19 protein-coding genes are annotated in these 18,827 nt (G+C 70.9%); 2 read left to right on the forward strand and 17 right to left on the reverse strand.

Annotated elements, in window-relative coordinates; all coding sequences use genetic code 11:
- Positions 1 to 11: 11 nt before the first annotated feature.
- Entirely contained in the window at positions 12 to 719 is a 708-nt protein-coding gene (locus ABT118_RS09765; protein ID WP_350646206.1) for an MBL fold metallo-hydrolase, read from the reverse strand.
- A gap of 268 nt (positions 720 to 987) precedes the next feature.
- Between ABT118_RS09765 and ABT118_RS09770 the strand changes: the two genes are divergently transcribed.
- Positions 988 to 1,788 carry a peptidylprolyl isomerase gene (locus ABT118_RS09770; protein WP_350646207.1) on the forward strand — a complete coding sequence of 267 codons (801 nt, stop codon included), beginning with the start codon at positions 988 to 990 and terminating at the stop codon, positions 1,786 to 1,788.
- 249 nt (positions 1,789 to 2,037) lie between these two features.
- The gene (locus ABT118_RS09775; protein WP_350646208.1) at positions 2,038 to 3,267 is read left to right on the forward strand and encodes a DUF349 domain-containing protein; all 1,230 of its coding nucleotides are present in this window, start codon (positions 2,038 to 2,040) and stop codon (positions 3,265 to 3,267) included.
- A 73-nt stretch (positions 3,268 to 3,340) separates the two neighbouring features.
- On the opposite strand, the gene ABT118_RS09780 is transcribed toward ABT118_RS09775, so the two are convergent.
- The 16 genes from ABT118_RS09780 to pgsA form a co-directional block, all read right to left on the reverse strand.
- Positions 3,341 to 5,743: a RelA/SpoT family protein gene (locus ABT118_RS09780; protein ID WP_502884517.1), complete on the reverse strand. Its 2,403-nt coding sequence runs from the start codon at positions 5,741 to 5,743 to the stop codon at positions 3,341 to 3,343.
- 149 nt (positions 5,744 to 5,892) lie between these two features.
- Positions 5,893 to 6,444, reverse strand: coding sequence for an adenine phosphoribosyltransferase (locus tag ABT118_RS09785; protein ID WP_350646210.1), 552 nt, complete (start codon positions 6,442 to 6,444; stop codon positions 5,893 to 5,895).
- Between the two features lie 21 nt (positions 6,445 to 6,465).
- Positions 6,466 to 7,581, reverse strand: coding sequence for a protein translocase subunit SecF (gene secF, locus ABT118_RS09790; protein WP_350646211.1), 1,116 nt, complete (start codon positions 7,579 to 7,581; stop codon positions 6,466 to 6,468).
- 4 nt (positions 7,582 to 7,585) lie between these two features.
- Positions 7,586 to 9,340 carry a protein translocase subunit SecD gene (secD, locus tag ABT118_RS09795; protein ID WP_502884507.1) on the reverse strand — a complete coding sequence of 585 codons (1,755 nt, stop codon included), beginning with the start codon at positions 9,338 to 9,340 and terminating at the stop codon, positions 7,586 to 7,588.
- A gap of 144 nt (positions 9,341 to 9,484) precedes the next feature.
- Positions 9,485 to 9,889: a preprotein translocase subunit YajC gene (gene yajC, locus ABT118_RS09800; RefSeq protein ID WP_350646212.1), complete on the reverse strand. Its 405-nt coding sequence runs from the start codon at positions 9,887 to 9,889 to the stop codon at positions 9,485 to 9,487.
- Between the two features lie 211 nt (positions 9,890 to 10,100).
- Entirely contained in the window at positions 10,101 to 11,171 is a 1,071-nt protein-coding gene (gene ruvB / locus ABT118_RS09805) for a Holliday junction branch migration DNA helicase RuvB (protein WP_502884508.1), read from the reverse strand.
- A 23-nt stretch (positions 11,172 to 11,194) separates the two neighbouring features.
- Positions 11,195 to 11,806 (reverse strand): Holliday junction branch migration protein RuvA, encoded by a 612-nt coding sequence (gene ruvA / locus ABT118_RS09810; RefSeq protein ID WP_350646214.1) that lies wholly within the window; start codon positions 11,804 to 11,806, stop codon positions 11,195 to 11,197.
- Positions 11,803 to 12,345, reverse strand: coding sequence for a crossover junction endodeoxyribonuclease RuvC (gene ruvC / locus ABT118_RS09815; protein ID WP_350646215.1), 543 nt, complete (start codon positions 12,343 to 12,345; stop codon positions 11,803 to 11,805). The genes ruvA and ruvC overlap by 4 nt, the downstream gene beginning before the upstream one ends.
- Before the next feature lie 126 nt (positions 12,346 to 12,471).
- Positions 12,472 to 13,230, reverse strand: coding sequence for a YebC/PmpR family DNA-binding transcriptional regulator (locus ABT118_RS09820; protein WP_350646216.1), 759 nt, complete (start codon positions 13,228 to 13,230; stop codon positions 12,472 to 12,474).
- Positions 13,231 to 13,296: 66 nt separating this feature from the next.
- Positions 13,297 to 13,908: a pyridoxal 5'-phosphate synthase glutaminase subunit PdxT gene (pdxT, locus tag ABT118_RS09825; protein ID WP_350646217.1), complete on the reverse strand. Its 612-nt coding sequence runs from the start codon at positions 13,906 to 13,908 to the stop codon at positions 13,297 to 13,299.
- A gap of 90 nt (positions 13,909 to 13,998) precedes the next feature.
- A complete protein-coding gene (gene pdxS, locus ABT118_RS09830; protein ID WP_184911749.1) occupies positions 13,999 to 14,910 on the reverse strand; it encodes a pyridoxal 5'-phosphate synthase lyase subunit PdxS in 912 nt (303 codons plus the stop codon).
- Positions 14,911 to 15,053: 143 nt separating this feature from the next.
- Positions 15,054 to 15,554 (reverse strand): hypothetical protein, encoded by a 501-nt coding sequence (locus tag ABT118_RS09835; protein ID WP_350646509.1) that lies wholly within the window; start codon positions 15,552 to 15,554, stop codon positions 15,054 to 15,056.
- 56 nt (positions 15,555 to 15,610) lie between these two features.
- Entirely contained in the window at positions 15,611 to 15,961 is a 351-nt protein-coding gene (locus ABT118_RS09840) for a 5-carboxymethyl-2-hydroxymuconate Delta-isomerase (RefSeq protein WP_350646218.1), read from the reverse strand.
- Between the two features lie 92 nt (positions 15,962 to 16,053).
- Complete coding sequence (locus ABT118_RS09845; RefSeq protein WP_350646219.1) at positions 16,054 to 17,235, reverse strand: glycosyltransferase family 4 protein; 1,182 nt, start codon at positions 17,233 to 17,235, stop codon at positions 16,054 to 16,056.
- Positions 17,232 to 18,128, reverse strand: a complete 897-nt coding sequence (locus ABT118_RS09850; protein WP_350646220.1) for a phosphatidylinositol mannoside acyltransferase — start codon at positions 18,126 to 18,128, stop codon at positions 17,232 to 17,234. Before ABT118_RS09850 ends, ABT118_RS09845 begins: the two co-directional genes overlap by 4 nt.
- Positions 18,125 to 18,763 carry a phosphatidylinositol phosphate synthase gene (gene pgsA / locus ABT118_RS09855; protein ID WP_350646521.1) on the reverse strand — a complete coding sequence of 213 codons (639 nt, stop codon included), beginning with the start codon at positions 18,761 to 18,763 and terminating at the stop codon, positions 18,125 to 18,127. Before pgsA ends, ABT118_RS09850 begins: the two co-directional genes overlap by 4 nt.
- Between the last annotated feature and the right edge of the window lie 64 nt (positions 18,764 to 18,827).

Below are 18,827 nucleotides of genomic sequence, written 5' to 3' on the forward strand. Positions count from 1 at the left end.
TTCTCTATCCGTCACATTCCTCGTCGCGGGAAGGCCGGAGCGTCGAGCGCTCCCGCCGCCTGCTGGAGGTAGGGGTTGGTGGCGCGCTCACGGCCGATGGTGGTCTGGCCGCCGTGGCCGGAGAGGACCACGGTGGAATCGTCGAGGGGCAGGCAGACCCGGGCCAGCGAGCGGAGTATCGCCTCGCCGTCTCCCCCCGGGAGGTCCGTACGCCCTACCGAGCCGGCGAACAGCAGGTCGCCCGAGAACAGCACCGGTGGGATGTCGTCCTGCGAAGGCGTCCGGAAGGTCACCGACCCCTTGGTATGGCCGGGCGCATGATCGACCGTCAGGCTCAGACCGGCCAGCTCCAGCACGCTGCGATCGGTCAACTCCCGTACGTCGTCCGGCTCGCCGACCGTGATCGAGCCCATGATCTGCTGCCCGAGCGAGCGGCCCAGGCCGCGGGCCGGGTCGGCCATCATGTAGCGGTCCTCGGGGTGGATCCAGGCCGGGATGCCCTTGGCGCCGCAGACCGGCACCACCGAGGCGATGTGGTCGATGTGCCCGTGCGTCAGCAGCACCGCGACCGGCTTGAGCCGGTGCTCGCGGATCAGGTCCTCGACCCCCTGCGTCGCCTCGTGCCCGGGATCGACGATCACGCACTCCTCACCGGCTGCCGGCGCGACCAGGTAGCAGTTGGTGCCCCAGGCTCCGGCGGGAAATCCGGCGACGAACAACGTGATTCCTCTCAATCGGGTATCGATCGGCTGGCGGCCCCTGAATGGACCACCTGCAGCCTACCGGCGGCACCGCACCGGCTCCTAACCGGTTGTGCGCGAGTCCGGGGCCGTCCTATCGGCGGAATCGTGACCCCGGACCTTCACAGCTGATCTCGTACTTACACACGAGGTCCCTACACTTGGCCGCCTGTGGATGCGATGATCCGCAGCAGCATTCCCGAAGTCAGCATCCGAAGAACCCCCCACCTTTCAGGAGACACGGCCGGTGGTCACCAGCGAACAGCGTCGACGTCAGCTCGCCCGCGAGAAGTACGAGCGGCAGGCGGAGCGCCGGGCCGAGGCCCAGAAGAAGGCCAAGCGGCGGAACGCGGTCATCGGCGGCGCCCTCGCCGTCGTGGTGATCGCCGCCGGCGGCGCCTGGGCCGGCGGGGTCTTCGACTCCGACCCCAAGGCGAAGGACACCGCCGCGAAGGCGGCGCCGACGCCCACCGCCGCGGCCGTCCCGGTCAAGGGCTGCGAGCCGCCGGCCGCCGGTGCGCCGAACGGCAAGCAGTGGAAGACCGAGCCGCCGCTCGCGATCGACACCAAGGCCGGCTACACCGCGAAGCTGGCCACCAGCTGCGGCGAGGTGACCATCGCGCTGGACGCCGCCAAGGCCCCGCACACCGTCAACTCCTTCGCCTACCTGGCCAGCGAGCAGTACTTCGACCACGTGAAGTGCCACCGCCTCACCACCGAGGGCATCTACGTGCTCCAGTGCGGCGACCCGACCGGCACCGGCTCGGGCGGCCCCGGCTACCAGTTCGCGGACGAGAACCTGACCGGCGCGACCTACCCGGCGGGCACCGTCGCGATGGCCAACGCCGGTGCGGGCACGAACGGAAGCCAGTTCTTCCTGGTCTACAAGGACACCCAGCTGCCCCCGAACTACACCCCGTTCGGGAAGATCACCGGTGGGCTCGACGTGCTCACCAACATCGCCGGCGGCGGTGTCCAGGGCGGGGGCGGCGACGGTGCGCCGAACGCCAACGTGGTGCTCAACTCGGTGACCGCGACCAAGAGTTGATCCGCAGCGTGGCCGGGCCCCGGGCGACCGGGGCCCGGCCACGCCGGAACCCGCCCGGCCCGGATACGGACAACGCCGGTGCTGGTCGCCTATCTTGCTTGTTGTATAGGGTGCCCTGACCGTCGGCCGTCACCCTCGGCGCACCACCCAGACGGCTCGGACGGCGGACTCCATCGGTCCGCCGCACATCAACTGTGGACGACGTACGCGCTCCGTGCGGACCGCGACGTCATGTGGAGGAGGCGCGCTGTGAGCAGCGACCCGTGGGGCCGTGTCGACGAGCAGGGGACCGTCTACGTCAGGACCGCTGACGGCGAGCGCGTCGTCGGCTCCTGGCAGGCAGGCTCCCCCGAGGAGGCCCTCGCCTACTTCGAGCGCAAGTTCCAGGGCCTGGCGGCCGAGATCGCCCTGCTGGAGCACCGGGTCCGCAAGACGGACCTGGCCACCAAGGACGCCCAGACCGCGCTCGACCACCTGCGCGCGCAGGTGGTCGAGGCGCACGCGGTCGGTGACCTGGCGGCGCTCGCCAAGCGGCTGGACACCCTGACCGGCGAGATCGAGACCCGGCAGAACGAGCGCAAGGCGGCCAAGGCCAAGGCCCAGGACGAGACCCGGGCGGCCAAGGACAAGCTGGTCGCCGAGGCCGAGCAGCTCGCCGAGTCGACCCAGTGGCGGGAGGCCGGGGACCGGCTGCGCGCGCTGGTGGACACCTGGAAGGGCCTGCCCCGGCTGGACCGCAAGAGCGACGACGAGCTGTGGCACCGCTTCTCGCACGCCCGCTCGGTCTTCTCCAAGCACCGCAAGGCGCACTTCGCCACCCTGGACGCCGAGCGCGAGGAGGCCCGCGCGGTCAAGGAGAAGCTGGTCGCCCAGGCCGAGGCGCTCTCCAACTCCACCGAGTGGGGTGACACCGCCGCCGCCTACCGGGACCTGATGACCAGTTGGAAGGCGGCGGGCCGCGCCCAGCGGGACGCGGAGGAGGAGCTGTGGGCCCGGTTCCGGGGCGCGCAGGACGTCTTCTTCCAGGCCCGTTCGGCCACCTTCAGCGAGCGGGACGCCGAGCAGGGCGAGAACCAGAAGCTCAAGGAGGCCCTGCTGGTCGAGGCCGAGGCGATCCTGCCGATCACCGACCTCAAGGCCGCCAAGGCCGCACTGCGGGACGTCAGCGAGCGCTGGGAGGCGATCGGCCACGTCCCGCGCGACGCGAAGCCGAAGCTGGACGGCCGGCTGAACACGGTCGAGCGGGCCGTCCGCGAGGCCGAGGACGCCGAGTGGCAGCGCTCCAACCCGGAGGCCCGCGCCCGGGCCACCGGCATGAGCAGCCTGCTGCAGTCCGCCGTGGACAAGCTCCAGGGCGAGCTGGACAAGGCCCGTGCGGCCGGCAACGCGAGCAAGGTCGCCAAGCTGGAGAAGGAGCTGGCGGGCCGGCAGGAGCTGCTCGACCAGGCCCTCAAGAGCCTGCAGGAGTTCAGCGGCTGATCGGATCGACCGGCCGCTGAAAGAAAGGACCCCCACCGCCTTCCGGCGGTGGGGGTCCTTTCCGTCTGCCGCCCTACTTCCGGGCCGAGGTGACCCGGTAGACGTCGTACACGCCCTCGACGCCGCGGACGGCCTTGAGCACGTGCCCGAGGTGCTTCGGGTCGCCCATCTCGAAGGTGAAGCGGCTCATCGCCACCCGGTCCCGGGAGGTCTGCACCGCCGCCGACAGGATGTTGACGTGCTGGTCCGAGAGCACCCGGGTGACGTCCGAGAGCAGTCGGGACCGGTCCAGCGCCTCGACCTGGATCGCCACCAGGAAGACCGAGGACTGGGTGGCGGCCCACTCGACCTCGATCATCCGCTCGGGCTGCTGGGTCAGCGACTCGACGTTGACGCAGTCCGCCCGGTGCACCGAGACGCCGTTGCCCCGGGTGACGAAGCCGACGATCGGGTCCCCCGGCACCGGGGTGCAGCAGCGGGAGAGCTTGACCCAGAGGTCGTCCACGCCCTTGACGATGATGCCCGGGTCGCCCTTCGCCCGGCGCCTGGTGGCCCGGTTCTGATGGGTCGTCGGGGTCGCCGTCTCGGCCAGGTCGTCGGTCGCGCCGTCCTCGCCGCCGAGCGCCTGGACCAGCTTCTGGACGATGTTCTGCGCCGCGACGTGGCCCTCGCCGATCGCCGCGTACAGGGACGAGATGTCCGGGTAGCGCATCTCGTGCGCCAGCGTGACCAGCGAGTCGCCGGTGAGGATGCGCTGGATCGGCAGACCCTGCTTGCGCATCGCCCGGGCGATCGCCTCCTTGCCCTGCTCGATCGCCTCCTCGCGGCGCTCCTTGGAGAACCAGGCCTTGATCTTGTTCCGGGCCCGGGGCGACTTGACGAAGCCCAGCCAGTCCCGGGACGGCCCGGCGTTCTCCGCCTTGGAGGTGAAGACCTCCACCGCGTCGCCGTTCTCCAGCGTCGACTCCAGCGGCACCAGCCGGCCGTTGACCCGTGCTCCTATGCACCGGTACCCGACCTCGGTGTGCACCGCGAAGGCGAAGTCCACCGGCGTCGCACCGGCCGGCAGCGCTATCACGTCACCCTTGGGCGTGAAGACGAAGACCTCGTTGTTGGAGAGGTCGAACCGCAGCGACTCCAGGAACTCGCTCGGGTCCTCGGTCTCCTTCTGCCAGTCCAGCAGCTGCCGCAGCCAGGCCATCTCGTTGACCGCGCCGGCCTTGTCGTCCTTGCGGACCTGCGACGGGGTGTCGGTGCGGACCTTGGAGGCGCCGGCCACCGCGCGCTGCTTGTACTTCCAGTGCGCGGCGATGCCGTACTCCGCGCGGCGGTGCATGTCGAAGGTACGGATCTGCAGCTCGACCGGCTTGCCGCCGGGACCGATCACCGTGGTGTGCAGCGACTGGTACATGTTGAACTTGGGCATCGCGATGTAGTCCTTGAACCGCCCCGGCACCGGGTTCCACCGCGCGTGGATGGTGCCCAGCGCCGCGTAGCAGTCGCGGACGGTGTCGACCAGGACCCGGATGCCCACCAGGTCGTAGATCTCGGCGAAGTCGCGGCCTCGCACGATCATCTTCTGGTAGACCGAGTAGTAGTGCTTCGGACGGCCGGTCACCTGGGCGGTGATCCGCGCGCCCCGCAGGTCGCCCTGGACCTGGTCGATCACGGTGGCCAGGTACTCGTCCCGCTTGGGCGCCCGCTCGGCCACCAGACGCACGATCTCGTCGTACATCTTGGGGTAGAGGATCGCGAAGGCGAGGTCCTCCAGCTCCCACTTGATGGTGTTCATGCCCAGCCGGTGCGCCAGCGGGGCGTAGATCTCCAGCGTCTCGCGGGCCTTCTGCTCCTGCTTCTCCCGCTTGAGGTACCGCATGGTGCGCATGTTGTGCAGCCGGTCGGCCAGCTTGATCACCAGGACCCGGGGGTCCTTGGCCATCGCGACCACCATCTTGCGGACGGTCTCCGCCTGCGCGGCCTCGCCGAACTTCACCCGGTCCAGCTTGGTCACGCCGTCGACCAGCAGGGCCACCGAGTCGCCGAAGTCCTTGCGCAGGGTCTCCAGGCCGTAGTCGGTGTCCTCCACCGTGTCGTGCAGCAGACCCGCCATCAGGGTCGCGGCGTCCATCCCGAGTTCGGCCAGGATGGTCGACACTGCGAGCGGGTGGGTGATGTACGGGTCGCCGCTCTTGCGCTTCTGGCCCCGGTGCCACTTCTCGGCGATCTCGTACGCGCGCTCGATGTCGCGCAGCAGGGCCGGGTCGGCCTTCGGGTCCTGGGCCCTGATGGTCCGGAAGAGCGGTTCCAGCACCGGGTTGAGCACGGTGCTGCGCTGACCGCCGAGGCGGGCCAGCCGGGCCCGCATGCCGCCGGTGGCGGAGGGCTTGACCACTGCGGGGGGCGGCGTCGACCGTACCGGGGTGGCCCCCGAGGGCGTGGGCCGACTGTCGGGGGCGGCGGCCTTGGCCGTGGGCACAACCTCGTCGGGCAAGGACACTCCTCGTGGCGCGGTGCCTTCCCCTCGCACGAGAAGGGGAACGGATGATTCTTCATGGTACCGAGCCCTGGTAAAGGCTGAGGCACGGGCATCCTCAGGATGCCCGTGCCTCAGTGGTCCCGCAGGTCTCAGACCGTCACCAGGGTCTCCAGCGGCGCGTCGCCCAGGTGCGGGGCGAGCCGCTCGCGGCCGTCCAGGAAGCCGAGCTCCATCAGGACGACCACGCCGGCCAGCTCGGCGCCGGCCCGGCGGACCAGGTCCAGCGAGGCGCCGATGGTGCCGCCGGTGGCCAGCACGTCGTCGACCACCAGGACCCGCTCCCCCGGGGTGAACGCGTCGCACTGCACCTCGAGCGTGGCGGAGCCGTACTCCAGGTCGTAGGACTGCGCGTGCACCTCACCGGGCAGCTTGCCCTTCTTGCGGATCGGCACGAAGCCGAGCCCGGCCGCGAAGGCCGCCGGGGCGGCCAGCACGAACCCCCGTGCCTCCAGACCGACCACCTTGGTCGCACCGAGCGCCCTGGCCCGGTCCGCCAGCGCCGTGGTGAGGGCCGCGAAGGCCTCGGCGTCGGCGAGCAGTGGCGCGATGTCCTTGAACAGCACGCCGGGCTTCGGGTAGTCCGGTACGTCCCTGATCCGGCTGTTGAGCAGCTCGGCCAGGACGGGGTCGGGAGAGGTCACGGGGGTCCTTCGACGATTCGGTCAGTGCTTGCCGGACGGACGGCCCTTGGTGCGGGACCGGCTGACCGGCTGGTTGCGGTTACCGACGATACCCGTCGGCTCCCCGTCCTCCTCGTCGTCCTGCGGCGCGTCCGTCTCGCCGGACGCGGCCTTCTCGGCCGCCTCCTTGGCGTCGGAGGCCCGGCGGGCCGCGACCCGCTTGGCCAGCGCCTTCATCTCCGGCTGCATCTCCTTGAGCTGCGCGTACAGCGGGGTCGCCACGCAGATCGAGGAGTACGCACCGGCGGCGAGGCCGATGAACAGGGCGAGCGAGATGTCGTTCAGGGTGCCCGCGCCGAGCAGGCCGCCACCGATGAAGAGCAGCGCGGCGACCGGGAGGAGCGCCACCACGGTGGTGTTGATCGAGCGCACCAGGGTCTGGTTGAGGCCGGCGTTGGCCGCCTCGCTGAAGGTGCGCTTGTTCTGCTTGGTGATGCCCTTGGCGTTCTCCTTCACGGTGTCGAAGACGACCACCGTGTCGTAGAGCGAGTAGCCGAGGATGGTCAGGAAGCCGATCACGGTACCCGGGGTGACCTCGAAACCGACCAGGGCGTAGACGCCGATGGTGATCAGGAGGTCGTGGATCAGCGCCACCAGGGCCGCGATCGCCATCCGCCACTCGAACGCGATGGCCAGGTAGATGGTGACCAGCACCATGAAGATCACCAGGCCGAGCAGCGCCTTCTTGGAGATCTCCTCGCCCCAGCTGGGGCCGACCACCTGGGCGTTGATGTCGTCGGCCGGGACGGCCAGCTTGGACGAGAGCTCGGCGACGAAGGTGGTCGCCGGGAGCTGCTCCTCGGAGCTGACCTGGATCCGGATGGTGCCCTTGTCGGTGGACTGCACCAGCGCGGCCGTGTCGTGCAGGATCTCTTCCGAGGCGGACTTGGCCTGGGCCACCGTCAGACCCGGCTTGGTGATCGTGTAGACCGAACCGCCCTGGAACTCGATGCCGAGCTTGAGGCCGAGCGCCAGCCCGAGGGCGGCGATCAGCACGATCAGGGCGGAGAGGCTGTACCAGAGCTTGCGCCGTCCGACGAAGTCGAAGCTGACCTCACCCTGGTAGAGACGGTGACCGAGGTTGCTGAAGCGTGACATCGCGTCAGACCTCCTTCGCTGCGGTGGCGGAGGTGCGGCGACGACCGCGCACCGGAGGACGGGCACCCAGGCGCTTCGGGTCCAGGCCGGACCACTTGTGGCCCTCGGCGAAGAACTTCGTGCGCGCCAGCAGGGTGATCAGCGGCTTGGTGAAGAGGAAGATCACCACGACGTCGAGCGCGGTGGTCAGGCCGAGGGTGAAGGCGAAGCCCTGCACCTTGCCGACCGAGACCAGGTAGAGCACGGCGGCGCAGAGGAACGAGACGAAGTCCGAGACCAGGATGGTGCGCCGGGCCCGGGGCCAGGCGCGCTGGACCGCCGGGCGCAGCGGGGCGCCGTCGCGGACCTCGTCGCGGATCCGTTCGAAGTACACGATGAAGGAGTCCGCGGTGATACCGATCGCCACGATGGCGCCGCAGACCGCGGGCAGGTTCAGCGCGAAGCCGATGCCCGCGCCGAGCAGCGACATGATCGCGTAGGTCAGCGCGGCGGAGACCACCAGGCCCGCGATCGACACCAGGCCGAGGCCGCGGTAGTAGACCAGCGAGTAGAGCACCACCAGCAGCATGCCGATGCCGCCGGCCACCAGGCCGGCCTTCAGCTGGTCGCCACCGAGCTGCGGGGAGACCGTGGTGACGTCGCTGGTCTCGAAGGTCAGCGGCAGGGCGCCGAAGCTCAGCACGTTGGCCAGGGCCTTGGCCTCGGTCTGGGTGAAGTTGCCGGAGATGACCGCGCTGCCGCTGATCGACTGGCTCACGTACGGGTGGGAGACCACCCGACCGTCGAGCACGATCGCGAACTGGTTGGCCGGCGAGGCCTGGGTGGCGAGCTGGCCGGTGGTCGCGGCGAAGGCCTTGGAGCCGTCACCGTTGAACTGGAGCTGGACCTGCCAGCCGGCACCCTGCTGGGTGTCGAAGGAGGCGAGCGCCTTGTCGATGTCCTGGCCGTTCACGGCCACCGGGCCGAGGGCGAACTTGTACCAGAGGCCCTGCTCGGCGTCGTAGCTGCAGGCGACCGCGTTCTTGGTCGGGTCGCTCTGGTAGTCCAGCCGCTTGCTCGGGTCGGAGCAGTCCAGCCCGGCGAACTGCGTCGCCAGCTCCGGCGGGACGGTGCCCTGGGTGAGCGCGGCGGTCATCTCGGCGGCGCTCGGGGCGCTCGGAGCGGCGGACGGCGTGGCGGCCGCGCTCGGCGTGGCGCTCGCGGTCGGGTCGGCCTTGAGGCCGTCCGTCACGGCGCGCCCGGCGGTCTTGCTCGCGCTCGGGGACGGGGCCGCGGCGGCCGAGGCACCGGCGCTCGGGGTGGCCGACGGCGCGCCCGAGGCCGCAGCGCTCGGGGTGGCCGCGGGCGGCTGCGCCGCGACACCGGTCGGCGCCAGGGCCAGGACCGGACGGAAGTAGAGCTTGGCCGTCTCGCCGACCTTCTTGATGGCCTCCTGGTTGTCACCGTTCCCCTTGGGGATGTTCACGATGATCGTGCTGGAGCCCTGGGTCTGCACCTCGGCCTCGGTCACACCAGAGCCGTTGACGCGCTTCTGGATGATGTTGACCGCGGTGGCCATGCTGTCTTTGTTGATCGCAGCAGGGTCATCCGACTTGGCGGTCAGCGTGATGCTGGTGCCACCGGCGAGGTCGATCCCGAGACGCGGCGTGGTGTGGCCCGTCCCGAACATGAGGGCGACCAGTCCGACGGTGATCACCAGGATGAAGGCCAGTGCCCGCCCCGGGTAACCGTCGCGCGGGCGCGACTTGGGTGATGCCACCTTGCTCGTTTCTCCCTGTCCATGGCGCCGGTCCCCGGACCCCTGTCCGGTAGGTGGCGGATAGGGGGAAGGTGGCCCGACGGCCCGTGAGGTCCTGTGAACGCGCGACCGGTTGGCGCGCGGCCGAGGGTGTGCCCGACCGTACTACTTGCTCTTCGGAGCCTCGTCGTCGGTACCGTCGGTGTCCGACTCGTCCTTCTTGTCGAGGCTGAGCGGCTTCTCGTCCGCCTCATCGGCCTCGTCGACGGCGTCCACGGACTCGTCCTCGATCGGACGGCCGTTGATGATCGCGTCGTACTCCTCCGGGTCCAGCACCGCGGCGATCGCGCCCTTGGTGTAGTGCACCACCGTGCCCGGCGCGACCTCGAGCTCCACGGTCTCCTCGTTGACCGACTTCACCAGCGCGTACATACCGCCGATGGTGCGGACGCCCGAACCGGGCTCGATCGCGGAGCGCATCTGCTTGGCCTGGTCCTGGCGCTTCTTGTTGGACCGGAACAGCATGAACAGCACAGCGATCATGATCAGGGGAAGGAGGAGCGTTTCCACAGCCTGGTGTCCTTATCAGGCCGCCCACCGAGGGGTGGCCAGTGGAGATTTGGTCGGCCCATCAGGTCGAGAGGGGCGGTCCGGCGGAGTCTAAGCGACCCGCTCTGATCGGACAACGCCAAGCATGTCATCCTGCCGCCGTTGGTGGCGACCATCCGCCTGCACAGTTTGCTTACGACCTGTGGCCTGAACCGAACCGTCCGACGGAGGATCAGCTGCTCGCGCCGCCGAACAGATCCGGCTGCCCGGGCACCGCGCCCCGCGGCGACTGCGGCGGCGGGACCATCCCGAGGTGCTGCCAGGCGGCCGCGGTGGCGACCCGGCCACGCGGCGTCCGGGCCAGCAGCCCCTCCCTGACCAGGAACGGCTCGGCCACCTCCTCCACCGTCTCGGCCTCCTCCCCCACCGCGACGGCCAGCGTGGACAGGCCGACCGGGCCGCCGCCGAACAGCCGGAGCAGCGCGTCGAGCACCGCCCGGTCCAACCGGTCCAGACCACGTGCGTCGACCTCGTAGACGGCCAGCGCCCGGGCCGCGATCTCCCGGTCCACCACGCCGTCGTGCCTGACCTGCGCGAAGTCCCGGACCCGGCGCAGCAGTCGGTTGGCGATCCGGGGCGTGCCGCGCGAGCGGCCGGCGATCTCGGCGGCGCCCGCCGGGTCGATCTCCACGTCCAGCAGGGCGGCCGAGCGGTGCACCACCCGCTCCAACTCGCTCGGCGCGTAGAACTCCATGTGGCCGGTGAAGCCGAAGCGGTCGCGCAGCGGCGGCGGCAGCAGCCCGGCCCTGGTGGTCGCGCCGACCAGGGTGAACGGGGGCAGCTCCAGCGGGATCGCGGTGGCGCCGGGCCCCTTGCCGACGATCACGTCGACCCGGAAGTCCTCCATCGCCAGGTAGAGCATCTCCTCGGCCGGGCGGGACATCCGGTGGATCTCGTCCAGGAACAGCACCTCGCCCTCGGCCAGGGAGGAGAGGATCGCCGCCAGGTCGCCGGCGTGCTGGATCGCCGGGCCCGAGGTGATCCGGATCGGGGCGCCCAGCTCGGCCGCGATGATCATCGACAGTGTGGTCTTGCCCAGCCCGGGCGGGCCGCTGAGCAGCACGTGGTCCGGGGTGGTGCCGCGCTTGCGGGCGGCCTGCAGCACCAGCGAGAGCTGCTCGCGGACCCGCTCCTGCCCGATGAACTCGTCCAGCAGCTTGGGCCGCAGCGCGGCCTCGACCGCCTGGTCCTCGCCGTCGGCGGCCGCGGCCACCACCCGGTCCTCGGAGTCGTACGGGCTCATCTGGGCGGGCTCCTGAAAGTCCATCAGCGGGTGCGGTTGAGGGTGCGCAGCGCGGCCTTGAGCAGGGCGCCGACATCGGTGCTGCGCTGCGCCTCGGCCTCGGGCGTGACGGCGACGACCGCCTCGTCGGCCTCGCGCGGAGCGTAGCCGAGGCCGACCAGGGCGGCGTGCAGCTGCTCGCTCCACGGGGCCGGACCTGCGGCGATCGGCTTCTGCGCGGGGACGCTGCCGTGCGGGGCGCCGAGCTTGTCCTTGTACTCCAGCAGCAGCTTCTGCGCGAGCTTGGGGCCGATCCGGGGGACGGCGGTGAGCGATTTGGCGTCGCCCTGGGCGACGATCCGGCGCAGCTCGTCGGGCGTGAAGGTGGCCAGCATGCCGAGGGCCATGGTGGCGGCCACCCCGCTGGCGGTGAGCAGCACGTCGAAGGTGGCGCGCTCGTCCTCGTCGGCGAAGCCGTACAGGGTGAGCGAGTCCTCCTTGACGATCAGCGCGGTGGTCAGCCGGGTGGGCTCGCCGATCCGCAGCGCGGCCAGCGTGCGCGGGGTGCACCTCACCAGCATGCCGACCCCGCCGACCTCGACCACGGCGCTGCCGGGGGTGAGGGCGGCGACCGGGCCCTGGACGAAGGCGATCATCGGCGGTACTCCCTGCTGGTGGCACGACGGGGCTGACTCGCGACGGCGGCGGCGATCCGGTTGTGCGCCGCGCCGCGCCAGATGTGACAGATCGCCAGCGCCAGCGCATCGGCGGCGTCGGCGGGCTTGGGCGGCTCGGCCAGCCGCAGCAGCCTGGTCACCATCGCGGTGACCTGGGCCTTGTCGGCCCGGCCGGAGCCGGTGACGGCGGCCTTGACCTCGCTGGGGGTGTGCAGGGTGACCGGGATGCCGCGCCGGGTGGCGCAGAGCATCGCGACCGCGCTGGCCTGCGCGGTGCCCATCACGGTGCTGACGTTGTGCTGGGCGAACACCCGCTCCACCGCGACGAGTTCGGGTTGGTGGGTGTCGAGCCACTGCTCCAGGCCCTGCTCGATCAGCAGCAGCCGCGGCCCGATCTCCGCCTCGGCGGGCGTGCGGATCACCCCGACCCCGACCATGGTGAGCGGCCGGCCGGGAGTCCCCTCCACCACGCCGACTCCGCACCTGGTCAGACCAGGGTCAACTCCCAGCACCCGCACCTTCGCCCCGCCTCCAGTCGTCCGACCTGCGAAGGCTACCGGTCGGGTCGGACAACCGGACGAACGACACCGGCCCGGCGGTCCTGGGAGGACCACCGGGCCGGAGCGACAGGCGAATTGCCCGACCTACTCGGCGTCGAGCTCGGCGCCGACCTCGTCGCTGATCTCGAAGTTGGCGAAGACGTTCTGCACGTCGTCGCTGTCCTCCAGGGCGTCGATCAGCTTGAAGATCTTGCGGGCGCCGTCGACGTCCAGCGGGACCTGGAGGTCGGCCACGAAGTTGGCGTCGGCCGAGTCGTAGTCGATCCCGGCGTCCACCAGCGCGCTGCGCACGGCGACCATGTCGGTGGCCGCGCTGATCACCTCGAACGAGTCACCGAGGTCGTTGACCTCCTCGGCGCCGACCTCGAGGACGACCTCGAAGACCTTGTCCTCGTCGACCCCGTCCGCCTTCGGGACGATGACGACGCCCTTGCGGTTGAACAGGTACGAGACCGAGCCCGGGTCGGCCATGTTGCCGCCGTTGCGGGTCATCGCGACCCGGACGTCGGAGGCCGCACGGTTGCGGTTGTCGGTGAGGCACTCGATCAGGACCGCCACGCCGTTCGGGCCGTAGCCCTCGTACATGATGGTCGAGTAGTCGGCCCCGCCGGCCTCGGCACCGTCGCCGCGCTTGACCGCGCGGTTGATGTTGTCGATCGGGACGGAGCTCTTCTTCGCCTTCTGGATGGCGTCGTAGAGCGTCGGGTTGCCGGCCGGGTCGCTGCCACCGGTCCGGGCCGCCACCTCGATGTTCTTGATCATCTTGGCGAAGAGCTTGCCGCGCTTGGCGTCGATCGCGGCCTTCTTGTGCTTGGTGGTAGCCCATTTAGAGTGGCCGGACATCACCAGCTCCTTTTCGTCGCCAGGGGGAAATGAACAGAAGGGATCCTACCGGTGCCGCAGGCCGCTTCAGCGACCGGCACTCTCGACCATGCGTACGAAGTACTCGTGCACCCGGTGGTCACCGGTCAGCTCGGGGTGGAACGAGGTGGCCAGCAGGTTGCCCTGACGCACCGCCACGATCCGGCTGTCCGGACCGTCCGCCGCGGGGAGCTCGGCCAGCACCTGGACCCCGGCGCCGACCTCCTCGACCCAGGGGGCGCGGATGAAGACGCCGTGCACCGGCTGCTCGCCCAGGCCGTCGAAGGCGACGCCGGACTCGAACGACTCGTTCTGCCGGCCGAAGGCGTTCCGACGGACCGTCATGTCGATCCCGCCGACCGTCTCCTGGTCGTCCCGGCCGTCCAGGATCTTGTCGGCCAGCATGATCATGCCCGCGCAGGTGCCGTAGACCGGCATCCCGGCCCGGACCCGCTCGCGGACCGGCTCCATCAGGCCGAACAGCAGCGCCAGCTTCGACATCGTGGTGGACTCCCCGCCGGGGATCACCAGCGCGTCGACGTCGGCCAGCTCCTCGGGCCGACGGACCTCGCGGGCCACGGCGTCGGCGGCGGCCAGCGCGATCAGGTGCTCACGGACGTCGCCCTGGAGTGCCAGGACGCCGATCACGGGGGTGTTCACGGTTACTACCTCTTCGTCACGTTGGTGCGGTGGGACGTGCGGCGGCCCGCCGCGCGATCAAGGCTGCGCGGCGGGCCGACCGGACCGGTACTACCAACCGCGGTTGGCGTACCGCTCGCTCTCGGGCAGGGTGTCGCAGTTGATGCCGACCATGGCCTCGCCCAGGTTGCGGGAAGCGTCCGCGATGATCTTCGGGTCGTCGTAGAAGGTGGTGGCCTTCACGATGGCGGCGGCGCGCTTGGCCGGGTCGCCCGACTTGAAGATGCCGGAGCCGACGAAGACGCCCTCGGCACCGAGCTGGCGCATCAGCGCGGCGTCGGCCGGGGTGGCCACGCCACCGGCGGAGAACAGCACCACCGGGAGCTTGCCGAGCTCGGCGACCTCCTTGACCAGCTCGTACGGAGCGCGCAGCTCCTTGGCAGCCGCGTACAGCTCGTTGTTGTCGTAGCCGCGCAGGCGGGCGATCTCGTTCTTGATCTGGCGCAGGTGGCGGACGGCCTCGACCACGTTGCCGGTGCCGGCCTCGCCCTTGGAGCGGATCATGGCCGCGCCCTCGGCGATCCGGCGCAGCGCCTCACCGAGGTTGGTGGCGCCGCAGACGAACGGGGTGGTGAAGGCGAACTTGTCCGAGTGGTTGACCTCGTCGGCCGGGGTCAGCACCTCGGACTCGTCGATGTAGTCGACACCGAGCGACTGCAGGACCTGGGCCTCGACGAAGTGGCCGATCCGGGACTTCGCCATGACCGGGATGGAGACCGCGGCGATGATCTCCTCGATCATGTTCGGGTCGGACATCCGGGCGACGCCGCCGTCCTTGCGGATGTCGGCGGGCACCCGCTCCAGGGCCATGACGGCCACGGCACCGGCGTCCTCGGCGATCTTCGCCTGCTCGGCGTTGACCACGTCCATGATCACACCGCCCTTGAGCTGCTCGGCCATTCCGCGCTTCACGCGGGCGGTGCCGATCTGCGGCTGGTCAGCGGTGATGGGGGTGGTGGACACGTGAGACCTCACTCGAAGATGAACCAGTGCTATCGCCCTATCGTAGGCCCGAACGGGGCGCGGACCACGCACCATCCGGGCCAGAAGGGCCTACGGGTTACGACAAAGAGGCTGAACAGCCACCGATTTCCCTCCTTATGGGGTCAGGCCGGGGCGCCCTGCGGAGTCAGTACCAGCGGCGGCTCGTCGTCCATCTCGAACGCCAGCGGGAACGGCGCCCGCCCGGCCAGCCGGAAGTAGCGGACCAGCCGGTGCTCGCGCACCGCCCGGGCCGCCCGCACCGCGTCGTTGTGGAACCGCCGCGCCATCGGCACCCGCCGCACCGCCGTCGTCAGCTCCTTCACGGTGTCCTCCCCGCCGGGCACCGCGGTCAGCGCCGCGACCTGCTCCGGATCGGCGAAGACCGCACGCAGCGCCAGGCTCAACTCGCTCTCCGCCACCTCCCGGTGGTCGTCCTCCGCCTGCCGGGCGGCATGTGACGCCTGGTAGAGCAGGATCGACGCGGCCGGGTCCAGCTGCTTCGAGGTCGCCAGCTCCAGCGCCACCGCCGACCGCCGCAGCAACTGCGCGTCCAGCGAGGCCTTCGCCGCGTCGATCCGGGCGTGCAGCCGGTCGAGCCGTCCCGCCGTCCAACTGAGGTACATGCCGAACAGCACGACCGCGACCGCGGCCCAGATCCAGGTAGTCACGGAGCGGTACGCTACCTCGCCGGGTGGTGCTCGAAGCGATACGTGGCCCGGTCCAGCTCGGTGACCTGCACCCCGATCGCGACCGGCACCCGCACGTGCGCGAGCAGCAGCTCGTGCACCCGCCGGGTCAGCTCGGCCCGCTGCTCGCTGCTGCGGCCCGCCAGGATCTTGATCTCCACCAGCACCAGTGCCTCGTCCGACGTCCCGTCACCCACCACGTACTCCGCGGCCGGCCGGAACACCGCCTTGCACGCCGCCACCTCCGCGTCGATCACCTCGGTGATCGCCACGTGCAACTCCTTGGCGAGACCGACCCGGTCGAGGTCGAGGCCGGCCGAATGGTCAACCAGAATCTGCGGCACGCTGCACTACCCGTCTGCGGTCAGGGGTTCGGGAACGGCGGCGCCGCCCCCAGCTGCGTTCAACATACCCACCGGGGCAGGCACTTCGGGCCCTAGTCCCGGGCCAGGCCGAGCCGCTCGCGCCAGCCGCCGCGGACGTCCTCGGCCACCTCCGGCATGCCGTCCGTGACGGTCTCGTACACCGCCAGGATGTCCGCGCCGACCGTGGACCAGTCGAACCGGCGGACGTGCCGCGACGCGGCCTCCCGCAGCTCGACCAGCCGCTTCGGATCGGCCAGCAGCCGCACCGCCGCCTCCGCCAGCGCCCCCGCGTCCTCGACCGGGAACAGCTCCCCCGCCTCGCCGCCGTCCAGCACCTGCTTGAACGCGTCCAGGTCGCTGGCCAGCACCGGCGCACCCGCCGACATCGCCTCGACCAGGATGATCCCGAAGCTCTCGCCGCCGGTGTTCGGCGCCACGTACAGGTCGACGCTGCGCAGCAGTTGCGCCTTCTCCCGGTCGCTCACCATCCCGAGGAACTCGATCCGGTCCCGCACCTCGGGCGCCAGCCCCGCGACCGCCTCCTCCTCGTCGCCCTTGCCGGCCACCAGCAGCCGGACCCCGGGCCGGGCGGCCAGGATCTTCGGCAGTGCGGCGAGCAGCGTCGGCAGCCCCTTGCGCGGCTCGTTGATCCGGCCGATGAAGCCGATCGTGCCGGGCCCGCCGTCCAGGGCGCCGCCCTGCCACCGCTCGTCCGGCGAGGCGTCGGCGAAGAAGCGGACGTCGACCCCGTTCGGGATCACCACCGCGTCGCCGCCCAGGTGCTCGACCAGGGTCCGGCGGGCGTACTCGCTGACCGCGATCCGGGCGCTCATCTTCTCCAGGCCGGGCTGGAGGATCGGCGAGGCCGCGATCATCGCCCGCGAACGCGGGTTCGAGGTGTGGAAGGTCCCCACCATCGGCCCGGAGGCCGACCACGCGGCCAGCATCGACAGGCTCGGCGAGGACGGCTCGTGCACGTGCAGGATGTCGAAGTGGCCGTCGTTCAGCCAGCGCCGCACCCGGGCCGCCGACAGGATGCCGAAGCTCAGCCGGGCCACCGAGCCGTTGTACGGCACGGCGACCGCGCGGCCCGCCGAGACCACGTACGGCGGCAGCGCCGACTCGTCCTCGGCCGGGGCCAGCACCGAGACCTGGTGGCCGAGGCCGATCAGGTGCTCGGCCAGGTCGCGGATGTGGAACTGCACCCCGCCGGGCACGTCCCAGTCGTACGGGCAGACGATCCCGATCCTCACTTGACTCCCTCGAGATCGGCCAGCCAGAACTTCTGCAGCATGTGCCAGTCCTCCGGGTGCTCGCGGATGCCGTCCGCCCAGATGTCGGCCATCGCCTGCGTCATCGCGGAGGTCTTCTCCCGCTGGTCCCCTTCGGCGGGCGGCACCACCTCGGGGTGGATCACCACCCGCATCACCGGGCCGTCGTACCAGAGCGTCACCGGGAACAGCGCCGCCCCCGTGCGCAGCGCCAGCGCCGCCGGACCGGCCGGCATCCGGGTCTGCTCACCGAAGAAGTCCACCGGCAGCCCGGCCTCGGACAGGTCCCGGTCACCGACCAGACAGATCAGCTTCCCGGCCCGCAGCCGCCGGGCCAGCGTGCCGATCACCGAGACCCCGGCCCCCGTGAGCGGCAGCACCTCCATGCCCAGGCTCTCCCGGTAGGCCACGAAGCGGTCGAACAGCGACTCCGGCTTGAGCCGCTCGGCGACCGTGGTGAACGGGTGCCCCGCCGCCCCGGCCACCCAGGCCCCGGCCAGGTCCCAGTTGCCCATGTGCGGCAGCGCGGCGACCGCGCCCCGACCGTCGGCCAGGGCCTGCTCCAGCTGCTCCATGCCCTTCACCTGGCACTGTGCGGCGAGCTGGTCGGTGCCCCAGGTCTGGAGTCGGAACGACTCCTTCCAGTACCGCAGGTAGGACCGCATCCCGACCCGGGACAGCTCCCGCAGCCCGGCCTCGTCCAGCTCAGGCCGGACCCGCCGCAGGTTGGTCTCCAACCGCAGCACGCCCTTGCCGCGCCGGCGCCAGGTGTAGTCCGCGATCTGCTGGAACAACCCGCGCGCCACCGGCTCGGGCAGGTGCTTGAGCGCCGCCCAGCCGAGCGCGTACGCCCCGTCGACCAATCGCTCCTTCACGCCGCCGCCTCCGCTTCCCGGGATTCCCGGCGCACCGTCAGCATCCGCTGCGCGACCGTCACCAGACTGCCCGCCGCGACCACCCAGAGCGCCACCGGCAGCAGCCACTCCACGTACGGCACCCCGAACCCGTGCAGGCCCGCCACCCCGGCCGCGACCAGGGTGATCACCAGCCGCTCGGCCCGCTCGACCAGCCCGGAGACGTCCACCGGGAAGCCCAGGCTCTCGCCCCGGGCCTTGGTGTACGAGACCACCTGACCGCTGGCGAGGCAGCAGAGCGCCACCGCGCAGAGCAGGTCGTTGTCGCCCTTGCCCGCGTACCAGAGCGCCAGGCCGCCGAAGATCGCCGCGTCGGCGACCCGGTCCAGGGTGGAGTCCAGGAACGCACCCCACCGGCTGGACGTGCCCGCCTGGCGGGCCATGTTGCCGTCCACCAGGTCGGAGAAGATGAAGAGGGTGATCGTGATGGTGCCCCAGAAGAACTCCCCGCGAGGGAAGAACACCAGCGCACCCGCGACCGACCCGGCCGTCCCGATCAGTGTCACCGCGTCCGGGCTCACTCCCCAGCGGAGGAGCAGAGCGGCGAACGGCGTCAGGACACGTGTGAAGAAGGCACGTGCGTACTTGTTGAGCATGGCCTTCCGGACCGCCCCGATCTCACGGAACCCGCCCCCACCCAGCGGGCGGCGGGCGGCCGAG

The sequence above is a fragment of the Kitasatospora sp. NPDC002040 genome (assembly GCF_040296785.1).
Lineage (GTDB): Bacteria > Actinomycetota > Actinomycetes > Streptomycetales > Streptomycetaceae > Kitasatospora.

Coding starts and splice junctions, on each gene's coding strand:
- secF (WP_350646211.1), bottom strand. CDS start 7,581: ATGTCACGCTTCAGCAACCTCGGTCACCGTCTCTACCAGGGTGAGGTC.
- ruvB (WP_502884508.1), bottom strand. CDS start 11,171: ATGAGCCCGTACGACTCCGAGGACCGGGTGGTGGCCGCGGCCGCCGAC.
- ruvA (WP_350646214.1), bottom strand. CDS start 11,806: ATGATCGCCTTCGTCCAGGGCCCGGTCGCCGCCCTCACCCCCGGCAGC.
- ABT118_RS09820 (WP_350646216.1), bottom strand. CDS start 13,230: ATGTCCGGCCACTCTAAATGGGCTACCACCAAGCACAAGAAGGCCGCG.
- ABT118_RS09835 (WP_350646509.1), bottom strand. CDS start 15,554: ATGTACCTCAGTTGGACGGCGGGACGGCTCGACCGGCTGCACGCCCGG.
- pgsA (WP_350646521.1), bottom strand. CDS start 18,763: ATGCTCAACAAGTACGCACGTGCCTTCTTCACACGTGTCCTGACGCCG.